The sequence below is a fragment of the Fontimonas sp. SYSU GA230001 genome (assembly GCF_040066175.1).
GTDB lineage: Bacteria > Pseudomonadota > Gammaproteobacteria > Nevskiales > Nevskiaceae > Solimonas.
The window spans coordinates 1-16,794 of the sequence record NZ_JBEAAM010000012.1 but is presented as its reverse complement, the minus strand read 5'-3'; the positions used below and the strand labels follow the sequence as shown (position 1 = coordinate 16,794).

At 68.1% G+C, this 16,794-nt stretch carries 15 protein-coding genes; 8 read left to right on the top strand and 7 right to left on the bottom strand.

Annotated elements, in window-relative coordinates:
• The gene (locus AAG565_RS07490; protein ID WP_348818951.1) at positions 1-561 is read right to left on the bottom strand and encodes a YceI family protein; all 561 of its coding nucleotides are present in this window, start codon (positions 559-561) and stop codon (positions 1-3) included.
• A complete protein-coding gene (locus tag AAG565_RS07485) occupies positions 558-1,127 on the bottom strand; it encodes a cytochrome b (protein ID WP_348818950.1) in 570 nt (189 codons plus the stop codon). The genes AAG565_RS07490 and AAG565_RS07485 overlap by 4 nt, the downstream gene beginning before the upstream one ends.
• A 156-nt stretch (positions 1,128-1,283) precedes the next feature.
• Here AAG565_RS07485 and AAG565_RS07480 point away from each other — a divergent pair, with 156 nt between their 5' ends.
• Complete coding sequence (locus tag AAG565_RS07480; protein WP_348818949.1) at positions 1,284-2,183, top strand: PhzF family phenazine biosynthesis protein; 900 nt, start codon at positions 1,284-1,286, stop codon at positions 2,181-2,183.
• Positions 2,184-2,298: 115 nt separating this feature from the next.
• Here AAG565_RS07480 and AAG565_RS07475 read toward each other — a convergent pair whose 3' ends face one another.
• Both AAG565_RS07475 and AAG565_RS07470 read right to left on the bottom strand, forming a co-directional pair.
• The gene (locus AAG565_RS07475) at positions 2,299-3,507 is read right to left on the bottom strand and encodes a response regulator (RefSeq protein WP_348818948.1); all 1,209 of its coding nucleotides are present in this window, start codon (positions 3,505-3,507) and stop codon (positions 2,299-2,301) included.
• Positions 3,504-5,129: an ATP-binding protein gene (locus AAG565_RS07470; RefSeq protein WP_348818947.1), complete on the bottom strand. Its 1,626-nt coding sequence runs from the start codon at positions 5,127-5,129 to the stop codon at positions 3,504-3,506. Before AAG565_RS07470 ends, AAG565_RS07475 begins: the two co-directional genes overlap by 4 nt.
• 104 nt (positions 5,130-5,233) lie before the next feature.
• On the opposite strand from AAG565_RS07470, the gene AAG565_RS07465 reads away from it, so the two are divergent.
• The 3 genes from AAG565_RS07465 to AAG565_RS07455 all read left to right on the top strand — a co-directional run bounded on the left by AAG565_RS07465 (position 5,234) and on the right by AAG565_RS07455 (position 8,429).
• A complete protein-coding gene (locus AAG565_RS07465; RefSeq protein ID WP_348818946.1) occupies positions 5,234-5,563 on the top strand; it encodes an MGMT family protein in 330 nt (109 codons plus the stop codon).
• Positions 5,564-5,636: 73 nt separating this feature from the next.
• Positions 5,637-7,805, top strand: coding sequence for a beta-propeller domain-containing protein (locus tag AAG565_RS07460; protein WP_348818945.1), 2,169 nt, complete (start codon positions 5,637-5,639; stop codon positions 7,803-7,805).
• 129 nt (positions 7,806-7,934) lie between these two features.
• Positions 7,935-8,429 carry a hypothetical protein gene (locus AAG565_RS07455; protein ID WP_348818944.1) on the top strand — a complete coding sequence of 165 codons (495 nt, stop codon included), beginning with the start codon at positions 7,935-7,937 and terminating at the stop codon, positions 8,427-8,429.
• A 69-nt stretch (positions 8,430-8,498) separates the two neighbouring features.
• Here the strand turns inward: AAG565_RS07455 and AAG565_RS07450 are convergent, their stop codons facing one another.
• Positions 8,499-10,550: a M13-type metalloendopeptidase gene (locus tag AAG565_RS07450; RefSeq protein WP_348818943.1), complete on the bottom strand. Its 2,052-nt coding sequence runs from the start codon at positions 10,548-10,550 to the stop codon at positions 8,499-8,501.
• 195 nt (positions 10,551-10,745) lie between these two features.
• Between AAG565_RS07450 and AAG565_RS07445 the strand changes: the two genes are divergently transcribed.
• Entirely contained in the window at positions 10,746-11,255 is a 510-nt protein-coding gene (locus AAG565_RS07445) for a GAF domain-containing protein (protein WP_348818942.1), read from the top strand.
• A gap of 89 nt (positions 11,256-11,344) precedes the next feature.
• Positions 11,345-12,826: a D-alanyl-D-alanine carboxypeptidase/D-alanyl-D-alanine-endopeptidase gene (gene dacB / locus AAG565_RS07440; protein ID WP_348818941.1), complete on the top strand. Its 1,482-nt coding sequence runs from the start codon at positions 11,345-11,347 to the stop codon at positions 12,824-12,826.
• Between the two features lie 9 nt (positions 12,827-12,835).
• On the opposite strand, the gene AAG565_RS07435 is transcribed toward dacB, so the two are convergent.
• Positions 12,836-13,477, bottom strand: a complete 642-nt coding sequence (locus tag AAG565_RS07435) for a lysoplasmalogenase (protein ID WP_348818940.1) — start codon at positions 13,475-13,477, stop codon at positions 12,836-12,838.
• An 82-nt stretch (positions 13,478-13,559) separates the two neighbouring features.
• Between AAG565_RS07435 and msrB the strand changes: the two genes are divergently transcribed.
• Entirely contained in the window at positions 13,560-13,955 is a 396-nt protein-coding gene (gene msrB / locus AAG565_RS07430) for a peptide-methionine (R)-S-oxide reductase MsrB (protein ID WP_348818939.1), read from the top strand.
• Positions 13,956-14,013: 58 nt separating this feature from the next.
• Here msrB and AAG565_RS07425 read toward each other — a convergent pair whose 3' ends face one another.
• The gene (locus AAG565_RS07425; protein ID WP_348818938.1) at positions 14,014-14,991 is read right to left on the bottom strand and encodes an integron integrase; all 978 of its coding nucleotides are present in this window, start codon (positions 14,989-14,991) and stop codon (positions 14,014-14,016) included.
• Between the two features lie 628 nt (positions 14,992-15,619).
• On the opposite strand from AAG565_RS07425, the gene AAG565_RS07420 reads away from it, so the two are divergent.
• On the top strand, positions 15,620-16,624 hold the full coding sequence (locus tag AAG565_RS07420; protein ID WP_348818937.1) for a hypothetical protein: 1,005 nt from the start codon (positions 15,620-15,622) through the stop codon (positions 16,622-16,624).
• Positions 16,625-16,794 lie beyond the last annotated feature (170 nt).

The following is a 16,794-nucleotide window of genomic DNA, read 5'->3' as shown; positions in this document are numbered from 1 at the left end:
TCAAGGCGGCGCCAGCAGCAGGCGCACGCGCACCGGCACGCGATCGGCGACGAGGTCGCCCTCGTTCCATTCGCCGCCGCCGATGCCGAAATCGGAACGCAGCACCGCGAACTCGCCCTCCAGCAGCGCGCCGCCGCCGTCGCGCGGCCGCAGGCTGAAGCCGAAGCTCAGCGGCCGCGTACGGCCGCGGATCGTCAGCGTGCCGCTGGCCTCGTAGCGTGTCGCGTCGAGCCGGCGCACGGACGTGCTGCGGAACTGCGCCTGCGGAAAGGCCGCGCGGTTCAGCCACGGCTTGTCGAGCGCCACCGCATCGGCCTCGTCGTCGCCGGTGCTCAGGCTGCCGATGTCCACCGTGACCTCGGCCGACGAGCGCGAGGGATCGTCGTCCACCCAGTCGATGCGCGCATCGAAGCGCGTGAAGCGGCCGCTGACATCGACGCCCATCTGCGTGACCCGGAAGGCGATCTCGCTGCCTTGCGGCAGCACGGCGCGCGGCGCCGCCGGCGCGGTCAGGGGCAGCGCGGACAGCAGGCACAGGCAGAGCAGCGGAACGGTCTTCACGCGGACCCGGTGCGTTGGCGCCGCGGCAGCATCCGCAGCAGGACGCCGTCGCGGTCGATGAATTGATGCTTCAGCGCGGCGGCGATATGCACACAGACCATCGCCAGCAGCATCTTGTTCAATCCCCAGTGCACCGCTTCCAGCGCCGCGCCCAGCGGCGGGTTTTTGGCGAGCGCGTCCGGGATCGGCAGCACGCCCAGGTACACCGTCTGGAAACCCTTGGCCGAGCTCATCAGCCAGCCGGACAGCGGCACCGCCAGCACCAGCAGGTACAGCAGCCGGTGGCCGATCGCGGCGGCCTGGCGTTCCCAGGCCGGCATCGTCGCCGGCAGTGCCGGCGGCGGCGCGACCAGGCGCCAGGCCAGGCGCAGCAGCGCGAGCGCGAACACGGTCACGCCGATCCACTTGTGATACGAGAACAGGCGCAGGCGCAGCGGCGAGACATTCAGGCCCACCATGTAGAAGCCGACCGCGAACACGCCCAGCACAAGCAGTGCGGTCAGCCAGTGCAGCAGCTGCGCGGGAGCGCCATAGCGCTCGACCTCGGGCTGGACGCGGTTGCGCATGTCGAACGGCATCGAGGGGCGAGTTGCGGAGCAAGACCGGGACCTTGGCAAGGTAAGCGCTCGGCGCGCCAAGCTCAACCCGCATGGCAACCCGCCGACTGGGCAGCGCAGGGCTGCCATCGGACAATGGCGCTCCGATCCGCGCGGAAACTCCTCATGAACCTGCCCTACCACATCCTCGACGTGTTCACCGATACGCCGTATGCGGGCAACCCGCTGGCCGTCGTGCTGCAGGCCGATGCCTTGTCGCCGGCACAGATGCTGGCCGTCGCGCGGGAGTTCAATCTGTCCGAAACCGTGTTCGTGCGCGCACCCCGTGCCGCCACTGCGGCGGCGCAGCTGCGCATCTACACCCCGGCGCGCGAGCTGCCGTTCGCGGGGCATCCGACCGTTGGCGCCGCCTGCCTGCTGTCCGAGCTGGGTCTCGCGCCGCAGGCCGGTGACGAAGAGGCGCGCTTCGTGCTGGAAGAAGGCATCGGGCCGGTGGCGGTCGGCGTGCGCCGGCGCGCGGGGCAGGCGCCCTATGCCGAGCTGACGACCGCGCAGCTGCCGGAATACGGCCCGACGCCGGACGAGGCTGCCGTGGCGGCGATCCTCGGCCTGCAGCGCGCCGATCTCGGCAGCGACGGCGAGCGCGTGCGCGCGGTCTCCTGCGGCGTGCCGTTCGTGCTCGTGCCGCTGCGCGCGCCCGAACTGCTGGCGTCGATCGCGCTCGATGGCGCCGCCTGGCACCGGCACCTGGCCGGTCAGTGGGCGCAGCAGCTCTACGTCTATGCGCGCGGCTACGAAGGCGAACTGCGTGCGCGCATGTTCGCGCCGGGACTGGGCGTGGCCGAGGATCCGGCCACCGGTTCCGCGGCCGCGGCGCTGGCGGGCGCGCTGGCCAGCGAGTCGCCGCAGGCCGAAGGTCGCCTGCAATGGCTGATCCGGCAGGGCCTGGAGATGGGTCGGCCGAGCGAGTTGCACGTTTGCGCGGAGCGTGCCGGCGGCGCGGTCGCCGCGATCCGTGTCGGCGGCCACGCCGTGCGCGTCGCGTCCGGTACCCTCTTCATCTGAATCCGTGATCGGCTTACACTCCGGCCAGCTCGCAAGCCGCGCCGCTGGCCTGCGCAGATCGTTGGGGGTTGGGCGGAAGTAGAAGGTCGCGCCGGGCCTCGCGCCCGGCAGCACCTCAACCGTCGGCGGTCCCGTCTTGAGCAGGGAGCTCGGTCGCGCTTCGCTCGCGCGGACTGGCCTCGACCTGGATCGGCGCCGTCAGCGCACCGGGCGGCAGGTTGCGGATGCGTTCGACCAGGCCCGGCGTCACCTCGTAGCCGCGCGCGACCAGCAGCACGCCATTGTTCTGCACCACATCCCGAGCGATGACCATGCCGGGACGCAGCGCGTGCGGCAGCACTTCCTGGATCAGGCCGACGCTGTCGTCACGGCCGTGCGTCTTGTCGAGGGCTTCCAGCACCGGCAGGCCGTAAACGGCTTTCTGCGCGAGCATCTTGTGCAGCGCCGCCGTTGCCGAGAAACCTTCGGTCAGCAGGCGGTCGAAGTCCACCGCGGCGCGCAGGATCTGCGCGGCGCGCAGGTGGTCCGCGCGCGCCGCATCGGTGGGCTCGCAGCCGGCCGGCACCGGCAGGTCCTGGGCCAGTGCGAGCAGCGCGCGCACGGTCTGCAGGCGCGGGATGTGCGCGATCAGCTGATCCGTCAGCGGCACGGTGCGCGCGACCATCGCCTGCTCGACCGCATCCAGCGTCGAGCCGTCGTACAGCTTGTCGGCGACCGCGTCGGGCAGCGCGATCGTGCCCAGGGGCCGCAGCAGCGCCGCGATCTCCAGTGCCCACGCGAGTTCCGGCACCATCGTCTTCGCCAGCCGGGCGACGCGGCGCTTGACGCGCTCGGCGGCGCCGAACGCCGACGGGTAGCGCATGGCCAGCACGTTGACCAGCGCCTGCACCGCGCCGGTCAGGGTCTGCTGCAGTAGCACGCGCTCGGCCTGCACCAGCTGCCGGTAGCGCAGCGCCGCCTCCACCGCGCCGAGCAGGGTCGCCGGCGGGCAGGGTTTCATCAGGAAACGGAAGATCTGGCCGTCGTTGACCGCGGCGATCGCCGCATCGAGGTCCGCCTGGCCGGTCAGCAGGATGCGCGGTGCGTCCGCGGAGATCGAGCGCGCGGCGTGCAGGAATTTCGCGCCGTCCATGCCTGGCATGCGCATGTCGGAGATGACCACGTCGATCTCGGGGCGCTGGCGCATCAGCGTGATGCCGGCGGCGCCGGAGGTCGCGGTCAGCACCGTGTAGCTGCGCTTGAGCAGCAGCGACAGGCTGCCGAGGATGTTCGGTTCGTCGTCCACGCACAGGACGGTCGGTCGGACGTCTTCGTTGTCGTTCATGGCGCAGCGGTCTCCAGGCTTTCCGGCCGCTCCAGCGGCAGGCGGATCGTGAAGGTCGTGCCCTGGCCGGGCGTCGAATCGACGATGAGCTGGCCACCGTGCTGGTCCACGATCACCGCGCGTGCGATCGCCAGCCCCTGGCCGCTGCCCTTGCCGATTTCCTTGGTCGTGAAGAAGGGTTCGAAGATGCGCTCGCGGATCTCGTCCGGGATGCCGGTGCCGTCGTCGGCGACGTCGATCTCGACGTGGCCGGCGGCGCGCCGCGTGCGCACGGTGATGCAGCCGCGGCGCTCGCTGCCGCGCACCGCGTCGGCGATCGCGTGCGCGGCGTTGACGATCAGGTTCAGCAGCGCCTGGTTCAGCTCGCCGGGGAAGCAGGGCACCGGCGGCAAGTCGCCGAACTCGGTGCGCACGTCGGCGACATAGCGGTACTCGTGGCGTGCGATGGTCAGCGTGTTCTCGATCGCGCGGTTGAGATCGACCGGCGTGCGCTGCCCGCTGCCGCGGTGCGAGAACTCCTTCATCGAGCGCACGATCTGCGCGATGCGCTCGAGGCCCTCGAGCGCGCGTGCGCCGGCCTGCGGCAGATCGACCGCCAGCTCGTCGGCGGCGATGCGGCGCCGCTCGGCATCCAGCGCCGCGCGCGCCGCGCTGGCGCCGACCGCGCCCGTCTCGACCTGTTCGAGCGCGAGCCGGTAACGGTCGAGCAGCGCCAGTGCCTGCGCCGTGCCGTCGGCGAGATAGTGGCAGCTGTCGGCGACGAACTGCACCGGCGTGTTGATCTCGTGCGCCAGCCCGGCGGCGAGCCGCCCCATCGCTTCGAGTTTCTGCGCCTGGCGCAGCTCCAGTTCCATCTTCGTGCGCTGCTCCATCTCCGCGCGCAGCTGCCGGTTGAGGGCCGACAGTTCGGCGGTGCGCTCCTGCACGCGCTTCTCCAGATCGCGATGGCTTTCCGCCAGCGCCAGTTCGCCGCGCTGCACCGCGGCCAGATACTGCTGAACGAGGCCGGAGATCCAGCTCCAGGCCGCGGCCAGCGCCGCCAGCAGCGCGAGCCCGACGACCGCGACGATCAGCACCAGCTGGCGCTGCTGGCGCAGCCGCGCCTGCGCCTGTTCGACGGCTTCCGTGCCCAAGCGCTGCAGCGCATCGACGTAATCCCGTTGGCGCGCGGCGTAGTCGGCGCCCTCGAGCAGCGCCAGCGCCTGCGCCGGCCGACCATCGCGGCGGGCCGCGAACGCCTGTTCCTCGACGGCCGCCAGCGCCGCGCCGGACAGCCAGACCGGCGACTGCGCGATCGGCTGCGGCGGTGCGATCGCCACGGTGCGCCGCAGCGCGGCTTCGAACTGCGCAGACACGGCGCGGTAGCGCTGTTCCCACTGGCCATCGCCGGTCACCGCGGCCAGCCGCGCCGACGCGCTCAGCTGCTCGCGCAGGTACAGCAGCTGCCCCGAGAGGAAACGCAGCTCCAGTTCGCGCTCGACCAGGCGGTGCAGATCGACATAGCTGCGCCCGGCCAGCACCGCGCCGGCCAGGAACAGGGCCAGCACCAGCAGCGCGCCGCTCGCGACCGCGCGGGTGGGCGGCCGGTTCAGCGTGGGCGGACGATCCTGCGGCGGGTGCATGCGCGCAGGATAGCGCGCCGTCTCCCGCCCAGGCCCGGCTGGCCGCGGCGCCGCGGCCGGCGCATGCTCCGGGCATGCCGCACCGTTCCGTTTCTGCAACCCCGATGCCCGAAGCCTACGCGCGCATCTGGGCGGTCGTGCGCCGGATTCCGCCCGGCCGGGTGGCGACCTATGGCCAGATCGCCAGCGCGGCTGGCTTTCCCAAGCGGCCGCGGCTCACCGGCCAGGCGCTGGCGCACGCGCCGGACCATCTCGACCTGCCCTGGCACCGCGTCGTCAACGCCCAGGGCCGCATCGCGCTGCCGGACGGCAGCGATGCGGGGCGGCAGCAGCGCCGGCGGCTGCAAGCCGAAGGGGTGCAATTCGAGGGGCCACGCATCGACCTCGCGCGATACCGCTGGCAGATGCGTTCGCCGGCGCCGGTCATCGACTGAATTGCGGCAACTGCGGATGGCGCCGGCCCGGCCTTGCGCTATGCTGTGTTCCCTCACGCTCGGAGATACGGCCATGCGTCGATCCGGGATCTTGGTTCTCGCCGCCGGCCTGCTGCTGAGCGGCTGCGGCGGTCATCACGGTTCCTCCGGTCCCCAGCCGACGCCGGGGCCCGGCCCCGGGACGACCAGGACGCCGACGGAAAAGCTGGCGCTGAAGACCTTCGCCGCCGATTGCAGCGACTTCCTCGCCTACGCCGGCGACGCGCTCACCGAGCAGTACCTGACGAGCTACTACTGCTTCGCCGACGGGCCGTGCCCCGTCTATGCCGCGGACAACGTGCCGCCGCCGTCGGCAACGCCCGCGCCCGGCGCCTCGCCCGGTGCCGGCGGCGAGGCGGCCGGTCCGGACCGCGTGTCCGGCACCAACACGCAGGAAGCCGGCGTCGATGAAGCGGACATCGTCAAGGCCGATGCCGCCGGCCGTTTGTACATCCTGTCCGGCCGCCAGCTGCACATCCTCGCGGCGTTTCCGCCGGCCGGCCTCGAACAGCGGCCGCTGGTGACGCTGGACCTCGCCGCGGGCGACGCCACCTTCTACGCCAGCGACATGCTCCTCGACGAGACCGCGCAGACCCTGGTGGCGCTGGGCTCGACCTATGCGGACGGCCGCGGTCAGGCGGTCGCGCTGATCATCGACCTCACCGATCCGGCCGCGCCGCAGCAGGTCGGTCGCGTGTCCGTCGATGGCTGGCCGCTGCAGACGCGGCGCATCGAGCGGCGCGTGCATCGCGTCTCGCGGTTCGACGTGCCGACGCCGGCTTGGTTCTACGACGGCAGCGACAGCCAGCTGACGACGCTGCGCAGCCAGTACCAGGACGCACGTGGACGCGGCGACGACGCGCAGGCCGCGCAGATCAAGTCGCAGATCAATGCCCGCATCCGCCAGCGCGTGAGCGCGGCCGGCGCCGCCGAGTTCCTGCCGCACCGGCGCGTGCAGCTTGCCGGCGCGGCGCCGCTCGACCAGGCGCTGGCCTGCGACGCGATCGCGCACCCCGACGTGACCGCGGCGCTGGGCCTAGCGGTGATCGACAGCTTCGACACCGACGGTGGCAACTCCGCCGCCAGCGCGATCGTCAACAACGCCTACCTGGTCTATGCCTCGACCGCCAACCTGTACCTGGTGCAGTCGAGCTTCGGCTGGTGGTTCGATCCGGCGCAGGCCGAGGAGACCGCGATCTACCGGCTGGCGCTGTCCGCCACCGGCGCGGCTGCCTATCGCGCCGTCGGCACGGTGGACGGCACGGTCAGCAACAGCTACCAGCTGTCGGAGTACGACGGACACCTGCGTGTCGCCAGCACGCAGACGCGCCTGGAGGCCGATCGCTTCGAGCCGGTCAACCACGTCACCGTGCTCGACGCGCAGAGCAACGACACCATGGCCCAGACCGGCGCGCTGCGCGATCTGGCGCCCGGCGAGCGCATCCAGAGTTCGCGCTTCATCGGCCCGCGCGGCTTCGTCGTGACGTTCCGGCAGATCGACCCGCTGTTCGCGCTGGATCTGTCCGATCCGGCCAATCCGGCGGTGGCCGACGAGCTCAAGCTGCCCGGCTTCTCCAGCTACATCCTGCCGCTGGGCGACGACTACCTCCTGACCATCGGCCGCGAAGGCACCGACGACGGCACGCTCACCGGCAATCTCGCGGTGCAGCTGTTCGACGTGGCCGATCTGACCGACATCAGCCAGATCGGCGCCACGCTGACACCCTCGGGATCGGCCGACGGCTACAGTTACAGCGCCGCCGAATACGACCCGCACGCGTTCAGCTATTTCCCCGACAGCGAGGACGCGCCGGTGCCGGGTACGCTGTCGGTGCCGCTGCAGCGCTGGAGCGAGTCCGGCAGCTTCACCGGCTTCCAGGTCGTGCGCGTCGATCCGGCCGCGGCCACGCCGCTGACCGAGCTGGCGCTGATCGATCACCAGTCGCTGATCGACGACAGCGACCCGGCCTACGACTGCCCGCCGCCGGGCAGCGGCATCCTCGCGCCCTGCTACATCTACGCCGCCGACCCGCGCCGCAGCGTGTTCATGGCCGATGCGAACGGCCGCTACCTGTTCACCGTGTCGTCGGTCGGCGTGATCGCCAGCGACGCGGCGCAGCCGGCGACGGAGCTGGGGCGGCGCCAGCTGCCTTACGATCCGCCGTGCTGCGTGTATGCTGCTGCGGAGCCGGGCGGCCCGTAGCGCGGTCGTGGCAGCGGGTTGCCGGAGGCACGGCATCCATCCGTCGGCCGGCCGCGCGCGCTGGCGCGGATGACGGCGCCGCGGTCGCGCCGGCATGGCACAAACACAAGTTCACAGGCACCCCCCGACATGGCGATGCATCCCTACCACCTCGCACTGCGCATCAAGGCACGGCTGCCGCAGACCCGGGCCTACTACGAGACCGACCCGCTGCATTTCCGCGAATCCGACACGCTGATCACGCTGGTCGGCGTCGGCGCGGGCCTGGTTCCCTACGTCATCGATCCGGACAACCTCGTTGCCGGCATCGGCAGCGTCATCGCCGGCGCTGCGGCCGGTTACCTGGGCACGCTGTACCGGCGCCTGCGCGTGCGCGACCGGCGCAAGTCCCTGCTCGCGCCTGCGCTCGCCGAGATCGCCGAACTGGAAAAGGAGCACCCGCAGGTGCTGCGCACGCTGTCGTCGCGCCTGGGCAGCCGCGTCAGCCATGACAAGCGTCTGGCTGGCGAACTGGCGCGCTACCACGAGCTGCTGCAGGCGCCGGAGCGCTACTGCGCCCTGCTCGACGCGCTGATCAGCCGCCTGGAACTGGTCGAGGACGAACCGGCGCTGGCGGCTTCGTAGCGCTTCGGACCGGCGCAACGCAAAAGGGGTCGGCACTGCCGACCCCTTTTGCGTCGCAGCGAGCAGCGCTCACCAGATCTTCACGCGCTGTTCCGGTGCGAGGTAGAGCTTGTCGGTTTCCTGCACGCCGAAGGCCGCGTACCACTCCGGGATGTTGCGCACGATGCCGTTGCAGCGGAACTCCGACGGCGAGTGCGGATCGGACTTCAGGCGCTGCAGCAGGTTCTCGTCCTTGTAGTTGCGGCGCCAGACCTGCGCCCAGCCCATGAACACGCGCTGGTCGCCGGTCAGGCCGTCGATCGTCGCCGGTTCCGGGTGCGACATCCGGTAGGCCTTGTAGGCGATCGACAGGCCGCCGAGATCGCCGATGTTCTCGCCGATCGTGAACGCGCCGTTGACGTGCTGGCCCGGCAGCGCCTCGTAGGCGTCGTACTGCGCGATCAGCGCCTTGGTGCGTTCCTCGAAGCGCTTGCGGTCGTCCTCGGTCCACCACGACTTGAGATTGCCGTCGCCGTCGTACTTGGAGCCCTGGTCGTCGAAGCCGTGACCGATCTCGTGGCCGATCACCGCGCCGATGCCGCCGTAGTTCACCGCGTCGTCGGCGTTCATGTCGAAGAACGGTGGCTGCAGGATCGCGGCCGGGAACACGATCTCGTTCATGCCCGGGTTGTAGTAGGCGTTGACCGTCTGCGGCGTCATGTGCCACTCGTCGCGGTCGATCGGCCCGCCGAGCTTGGCGGTTTCACGGTCGTGCTCGACCTGGTTGGAGCGCATCACGTTGCCGACCAGGTCGTCGGCGCGGACCTCCAGCTTCGAGTAGTCCTTCCACTTATTCGGATAGCCGATCTTGGGCGTGAACTTGGACAGCTTGACCAGCGCCTTGTCCTTGGTTTCGTCGCTCATCCAGTCCAGCTCCTTGATGCTGGCCTCGTAGGCCTTGACCAGGTTCTGCACCAGCACCTCCATGCGCGCCTTGGCTTCGGGCGGGAAATGCCGCGCGACGTAGATGCGGCCGAGCACCTCGCCGAGCGCGTTCTCGGTGGCATCGACGCCGCGTTTCCAGCGCGGCTTGAGTTCGGCGATGCCGTTGAGCGTGTTGCCGTAGAACGCGAAGTTCTCATCGACGAAGGGTTTCGACAGATACGGCGCGTAAGTGCTGATCAGGTTCCACTTGAGCCAGGCCCTGATCGTGTCCAGGTCGGTCTTCTGCAGGATCTGGTCGAAGGCGGTGAAGAAGCTTGGCTGGCTGATGACCAGACCGGCCGACTTGCCGATGCCGCTGCCGTCGATGAACGCCGGCCAGTCGAAGGTCGGCATCAGCTTGGGCAGATCCGCGAAGGCGAACTTGTTGTAGGTCTTGTCGGCGTCGCGCGAATCGACCTTGTCCCACTGCTTCTCGGCGAGCTTCATCTCCAGCGCCATGATCGCCTTGGCCCTGGCCTGCGGCTGCTCGATGCCGGCGAGCTGGAGCATGTTGCCGATGTGCGCTTCATACTTGCTGCGGATCTGCGCGAACTTCTCGTTCTTGTCCAGATAGAAATCGCGGTCCGGCAGGCCGGTGCCGCCCTGGAACAGGTACACCATGTACTGCGTCGAATCCTTGGCGTCGGTGTCGATGTAGCCGGGCACGACGTTGACGCCGATGCGCGACAGATGCGCCAGCAGCGCGGCGAGTTCCTTGCGGTCCTTGAGCGCGTCGATGCGTGCCAGCTCGGCTTCGAGCGGCTTGAGACCCAGTTCGTCGGCGCGCGCCTCGTCCATGAACGCGGCGTAGTAGTCGCCGACCTTCTGCTCGTCGGAGCCGGGCTTCTTGTCGGCCTTGGCCGCCGCTTCCTCGATGATCGCGCGCAGCTGCTTCTCGGCGTCGTCGGCGAGCTTGGTGAACGAGCCGTAGTTGGACTTGTCCGCCGGCACCGGATTGTTCTTCAGCCAGGTGCCGTTGACGTGGCGGTAGAAGTCGTCCTGGATGCGGACGGACGGGTCGAACTGGGCCGAGTCGATGCCGGAGGCCAGCGCCTTGGGCGCGGGAACGGCGGTCGGCGCAGGCGCGCTGGCCTGCTGTGTCTTGCCGCAGGCAATCAGCAGCACGGCGCTGATCGCGCCGAGAGCGAGATGTCGCATGGAACGGATTCCTCGTGGAGTGAAGGGTGACTGCACCGAAACCGCGTGCAGCTTAGCGATGCACAGACCGGCCCCGCGCCCGGAAATTCCACCAAGCGCCGGCACACGATGTGTCAATTCTACCGATACCGACGTCTCTATGTATTCTTTCGATCACACCGCGGCCTATACTGCGCCCCCACGTGGAGGACCGAGATGAGCTTCGAGCTGAAAGCTCCGTCCGCGCCGGACAAGCCGACGCTCTATGTCGAACTGGCCGAACAGGCCCAGGCGCTGCTGCAGGGCGAATGCGACCGCGTCGCCAACGCCGCCAATCTCGCGGCGCTGATCTGGCACGGCCTGCCCGACCTGAACTGGGCCGGTTTCTACTTCGTCCACGAGGGCGCTCAGGGCCGCGAGCTGGTGCTCGGCCCGTTCCAGGGCAAGCCGGCCTGCGTGCGTATCGGCTGGGGCCGCGGCGTCTGCGGCACCGCGGCGCTGGAACTGCGCACGCAGGTCGTCGAGGACGTGCATGCGTTTCCCGGACACATCGCCTGCGACGCGGCATCCAATGCCGAGATCGTCGTACCGCTGCTGCGCGGTGCCGAGCTGCTGGGCGTGCTCGACCTCGACAGTCCGCTGCGCGGCCGCTTCGACGAAGACGACCGCGCCGGCCTCGAACGCCTCGCCGCGATCTGGGTGGCGTCTTTGGATGCGCAGGCCTGAGCCTGCGCCGCGACATCGTTTCGCGCGCCGACAGAGACATAGCGGCGCGGGCATGGACCCAGCGCCGGCGCCGGTGTACATAAGCGCGCATGAAGAAGGACAAGAAGATCGGGTCGCGTGTCGCCGCGCTGGCACTGTTCGCCGCCAGCGCCGCCGCCCAGGCCGAATGGAAGTCGCTCGAAGCGCTGCAGGGTCGTTTCGACGCGCGCGTGACCGCAGTCGCGGTGGATCTGGACAGCGGCGCGACGCTGCAGGCGCTCGACGCCGATCGCAGGCTCACGCCGGCGTCGCTGAGCAAGGTCGTGCTCGCTGCCGCCGCGTTGGAGACCTGGGACGCGGACAAGACCTTCGCGACGCGCATCGTCGGTGCCGCGCCGGCGGCCGACGGCAAGCTCGCCGGCGACCTGGTGGTATACAGCGAGGGCGACGCGACCTTCGACCACCAGGATCTGTGGCTGCTCGCCGCGCAGCTCAAACAGGCCGGCGTGCACGTGGTCGAGGGCGGCGTCGTCGTCAACGCGGAACCTTTCGGCCGACTCGGCTGCGAGACCAAGGACCGCTGCAAGGCGCTGGCGCGCAGCCACACCGCCTACGACGCGCCGCTGGCGGCGATCGGGGTCGATTACGGCACGTGGTGCGTCGATGTGTCGCCGGCTGCGCCCGGCGCCACGGCGCGCGTGCGCAGTTGCGCCGGCGTCGAGGTGCCGATTCCGCTGGAGGGCGCGATCCGCACCAGCGCTGCGCGGCGCAGCACCTGGCTGTGGCTGGACCGCATCACGCGCCCCGCCGGCGAGGCGCTGCTGATGGGCGGCGACATCCATCCGGGCGCCGGCGAGACACGCCTGTACCGCTCGATGGCCGATCCGGCACTCGGCACCGGCCTGCTGCTGCGCCAGGTGCTCAACGAAATCGGCATCGCCGTCGGCGGTGCCGTCTCGGTGATCGACGGCCCGCTGCCACGCGATCGCCAACTGCTCGCGCAGACCCAGAGCCGGCCATTGCGCGAGCAGGTCGCCAGCCTGCTGCGCTACTCCAACAACTACATCTCCGACGTGCTGACGCTGGCGATGGCGGCCGAGCGCACGCCCGAACCGGTGACCAGCCTCGCCGCCGCCGCGCGGCCGCTGTCGGATCTGGTCCTGCGCGCGCGCCAGGAAGTGGGTTATCCGCCGCCGCGCGACGACGACCGGCCGTTGCTGCTCAGCGGCAGCGGCCTGACGCCGGAGAACCGGCTGTCGGCGCAGGATCTGGTCGCGGTACTGCGCCGCCAGTACGGCAATACGCAGACCTTTCCGGTGTTCTACGGCGGCCTGGTCGTGCCCGGCCAGGCGCCGCACGCGCGCCTGCGCATCGGCAACGCCGCGTGGCGCGAACGTGTCGCGCTCAAGACCGGCACGCTCACCGAGCCCTATTCGGTGTTCGGCACCGCCGGCTACCTGCGCAAGCGCAACGGCGGCTGGATCGCCTTCGCCGCGCTGGTCAACGGCGCTTCGCCGCGCAAGCCGGTGCCTTCCGCCGAATCGCTCGCCGCGATCCGTAAGGATGTCGAAACCCTGCTGGCGAAGTTCTGAAGCCGGCGCTCAGGCCGGCGCGTCGAGCGCGGATGCGGCGATCAGCGCGATCGACGCCCAGTAGGTGGACAGGATCAGCCCCTGCGCGCCGCGATACGGCCCGAGGAACTTGCGCGCGCCCAGCGACGAGTCGGAGATCACGAATAGGCAGGCGCCAATGAAGGCCAGCAAGCCGCCGGTGCCGCCGACGTTGACCCAGCGGACCGACGCGGTGATCGCCATGCCCATCAGCACCGTGCCATAGACCAGCACCGGCAGCTTCAGCGCGCCGGCCTTCGGCAACAGCACGAAGGAGAACACCAGGCCGTAGAGCACGAACACACCGGCCCACCACGGCACATGGACGATGTCGATGCCGTGCACGAAGGCCCACATGAACACGACGTGCGCGAGCAGGAAACTCGACAGCCCGCCCATGAACGCGAGGTTGCCGTCGAACATCAGGCAGATGTCCCCGGCCAGCGACAGCGCCAGACCGATCAGCAGCCAGCTGCGGTAGTCGGACTCCGGCGCGATCCATGCGATCCCGGCGATCAGGATCGTCGTCAGCGGCTTGAGCAGGTAGAAGACCTTCGGCTTGGCCTCGTCCCAGTCGGCGACGATCGCCAGCAGCGCAGTCGCGGCAGCCGCTGCCACCAAACCCGTGAGCATGTCGTTCCCCCTGAATCCGCCGAGTCGCGGCGCGCGTAGAGTAGAGGCCCGAGCGACGAAGCGAAAGCCGACGAGGACCGAGATGGAAAAGATCCGCAAGACCGACGCCGAATGGCGCGCCCTGCTCGGTGAGGAACAGTACCGTGTTACGCGCCAGGGCGGCACCGAATGCGCGTTCACCGGCGCGCTGTGGGACGACCACCGCGACGGCGTGTTCCACTGCGTGTGCTGCGACCTGCCGCTGTTCGACTCCAACACCAAGTTCGAATCCGGCACCGGCTGGCCGAGCTTCTTCGACCCCATCGCCAACGACCATGTCGCCGCGCGCGAAGACCTGAGCCACGGCATGCGCCGCGTCGAAGTCCTGTGCGCGCGCTGCGACGCGCACCTGGGCCACGTCTTCCCCGACGGCCCGCGGCCGACGGGCCAGCGCTACTGCATCAATTCCGCCGCGCTGGCGTTCAGGCCGCGCGCCTGAACATCGGCTCACCCTCTCCAGACGGGAGAGCGGGCGAGACTGGGAGTACCGCAACCGCCTACATCCGATCCACCGGACTGACCACCCCGCGTCCGCCCCGATTGAGCACGTGGGTGTAGATCATCGTCGTGCTCACGTCCTCATGGCCCAAAAGCTCCTGCACGGTGCGGATGTCGTAGCCGCTCTCCAGCAAATGTGTGGCAAAGGAATGTCGCAGCACCTGCGGTGAAACCGGCTTGACGATGCCCGCCTGCTGTGCCGCCTGACGCACCGCGCGTTGAATCCGCCCTTCATCCACATGGTGCCGCCGCCGCTCGCCCGTGCGCGGGTCCACCGAGAAACCCTGGGCAACGAATACATACTGCCATCCCCACTCGGTGGCAGCATTCGGATATTTCACCGACAGCGCATCGGGCAGCCACACCGCAGCCCGTCCCGCCAGTCTGTCCTGATCGAATACCGCGCGCCGCAAATCCAGGTGTGAGCGTAGCGGTTCGATGACCGACTGCGGCAGGAGCGTCACCCGATCCTTGGCGCCCTTACCATCCCGTACCACGATCTCCCGACGCGAAAACTCCACGTCCTTTACCCGCAAGCGCACGACCTCCATCAGGCGCATTCCGGTCCCGTACAGCAGGCGAACGATCAGCGCCATGTGCGGATCGACATGCGCGATCAGCGATTGTGCCTCGACCGGCGTCAGCACCGTCGGCAGGCGTCTCGGCTTCTTTGCGCGGACGACATCCTTGATCCATGGAACCTCCACTGCGAGTACCTCCCGGTAGAGGAACAGCAGCGCCGCCAGCGCCTGATTCTGCGTACTGGCCGCCACCTGACGATCCACGGCAAGATGGGTCAGAAACGCGGAAATTTCGACGCCCCCCATCCCCCGTGGATGCCGCTTGCCGTGAAAAAAGATGAAGCGTTTAATCCACTCCACATAGGACGACTCGGTCCGCAGGCTGTAGTGCTTCGCGCGCAGCCGGTCCCGGACCTGATCCAGCAACCTGGGAGGGGGCTGAATTGAACTGTTCATTGCTTGATAAACCGGCAACCGTGTCGACAAACCATTGTCGATCCGAGGGTTGCAGAACAACCCCGTTTTTATCCGACACTGTGATCGGCTTATCAGTCACGTTTCCGAATCTAATTCGGCGTTGGGCGTCACTTTCGGGTAGATGTAAGCTAAGTTTGACCATCGGCCTCAATAAGATCACTAAATGAAGCACCCTGTCCTCGCCGGTTTTTTTCTTGCGCCCTTGGCTCCAGCCGCCATTCATGCCCTCATATTTTCCAGTCCGTTCGGCGTCGTCATAGCGGGACTGGGGTTCGCCTACCCGTCCGCGGCTCTATTTGGAGTGCCCGCTTACTACGTTTGTAGGCGATTGCGATGGCTTGCGGTGTGGCAAGTGGTTCCAGTTGGCTTCGGATTGGGTGCGCTGGCGCTTACGGCGTACTGCGCTGCTGTAGGGGCGCACATCGGCTTGGACGAATCGTTTATGTCCAGCGCAGCTCTGTACGGAAGCTATGGAGCGATCGCCGGGCTTGTGTTCTGGGCCATAGCACTACGTAGATCGCATGGGGAACGTCGGAACGAATAATTACGCAGCACTACGTTGATGCGATGGCGCACCAACAAACCAAGGGAGAAGGTTATGCACGCTATGAGAAAGACAGTCGGTGGTATTGCACCAATGATTGCTCTGGCCTTCGTCGCGGGTGCGGCGCACGCAGCAGATTCCATCCAGGTGCCGCTGCAGGTAAATCAGGTTGCGCAGTTTCTGAGCAGGCCTGGCGTCATAAAGCTGCCGCAACCGCAGCTCGGCATTGAGAATCCAAGCTCAGTGCTTGTCAAAGGGCAAAAAGACGCAGACGGCAACTGCAATTGGTCCTTTACGATGGACTTCCCAGTTTCGCAATTCAGTACGACCAAAATGTACTCGACGGTTGACACTGCGTGGGACCCCACCAAATGCGAGATTATTGAGGAAAGGGGGTGGCGTACGGTGCCGCCTGTGACGGCGCTTGCAAGCCCGATACCACCAGAGAATATTGTTCAGTCGCAAGTCCCAGTGAACGGATCGTCTGGAGAAGCGGCCGCGCCTGCGGCAAATGCCGCTGCCGATCCACTCAGGCTTCCGGAGTCGTTCCCATGCTCGGGGTCGTCTCGTCCGACGACGCCTCACCCAGATCGAGTAATCGGTGCGTACGTTGAGTGGACCGATGGGAATCATCCCGTGATGCGGGCCTTGAATGCAGAGATTGTTGCGAACTGGGTTCGGGCAGAACTGCTGTTCAAGAACAACTTTTGCAACTCTCCGGGGTACCAGCTCGTGGGCACAGGAACATTCAACTTCTGCTCGGCGAGTGGGTGGATTCGAGATCCCGATGCCAACAACCCTATTGGATACACCGGATACGCATGCCAGTATGTTTGCAGCCCAACGTGTGTAGCGACTTCGGGCCAGGCATACCACGAAATCTACGGAACCTTCACGAACAGAACGTTTCCCGGTTGTTCGCCCGGCGTAAGCACTCACTACATTCCTGTGAAAGTCGTCGCCAATAATAACGGCACGATCAGCTTTCCGGTCAACAGTACGCGCACGGGAGTTTTGGCTGGATGCGGGGAGTATTTAGTACAGCATCGAGATTTCTACCAGCGGTAGCGCGCAGGTGCGCCCAACCAGCGGTTCAAGCCGACCGTGCTCGCCTCCGGCGAGCACGGCGGCTTAACCTGGGCGTTGGGGCTTACGACTGATCAGGGGGCTTTGAGATGAAGCTGCATCTTGAGTGGTCACGTCCGGTACCGTTGAAGGACGCAACAGCAGAAAACCTA

Excerpts from the sequence above, each read along its gene's own strand:
- dacB (WP_348818941.1), top strand. The coding sequence starts at position 11,345 with ATGAAGAAGGACAAGAAGATCGGGTCGCGTGTCGCCGCGCTGGCACTG.
- AAG565_RS07435 (WP_348818940.1), bottom strand. The coding sequence starts at position 13,477 with ATGCTCACGGGTTTGGTGGCAGCGGCTGCCGCGACTGCGCTGCTGGCG.
- msrB (WP_348818939.1), top strand. The coding sequence starts at position 13,560 with ATGGAAAAGATCCGCAAGACCGACGCCGAATGGCGCGCCCTGCTCGGT.
- AAG565_RS07460 (WP_348818945.1), top strand. The coding sequence starts at position 5,637 with ATGCGTCGATCCGGGATCTTGGTTCTCGCCGCCGGCCTGCTGCTGAGC.
- AAG565_RS07475 (WP_348818948.1), bottom strand. The coding sequence starts at position 3,507 with ATGAACGACAACGAAGACGTCCGACCGACCGTCCTGTGCGTGGACGAC.
- AAG565_RS07450 (WP_348818943.1), bottom strand. The coding sequence starts at position 10,550 with ATGCGACATCTCGCTCTCGGCGCGATCAGCGCCGTGCTGCTGATTGCC.
- AAG565_RS07465 (WP_348818946.1), top strand. The coding sequence starts at position 5,234 with ATGCCCGAAGCCTACGCGCGCATCTGGGCGGTCGTGCGCCGGATTCCG.
- AAG565_RS07425 (WP_348818938.1), bottom strand. The coding sequence starts at position 14,991 with ATGAACAGTTCAATTCAGCCCCCTCCCAGGTTGCTGGATCAGGTCCGG.
- AAG565_RS07480 (WP_348818949.1), top strand. The coding sequence starts at position 1,284 with ATGAACCTGCCCTACCACATCCTCGACGTGTTCACCGATACGCCGTAT.
- AAG565_RS07485 (WP_348818950.1), bottom strand. The coding sequence starts at position 1,127 with ATGCGCAACCGCGTCCAGCCCGAGGTCGAGCGCTATGGCGCTCCCGCG.
- AAG565_RS07455 (WP_348818944.1), top strand. The coding sequence starts at position 7,935 with ATGGCGATGCATCCCTACCACCTCGCACTGCGCATCAAGGCACGGCTG.
- AAG565_RS07445 (WP_348818942.1), top strand. The coding sequence starts at position 10,746 with ATGAGCTTCGAGCTGAAAGCTCCGTCCGCGCCGGACAAGCCGACGCTC.
- AAG565_RS07470 (WP_348818947.1), bottom strand. The coding sequence starts at position 5,129 with ATGCACCCGCCGCAGGATCGTCCGCCCACGCTGAACCGGCCGCCCACC.
- AAG565_RS07420 (WP_348818937.1), top strand. The coding sequence starts at position 15,620 with ATGAGAAAGACAGTCGGTGGTATTGCACCAATGATTGCTCTGGCCTTC.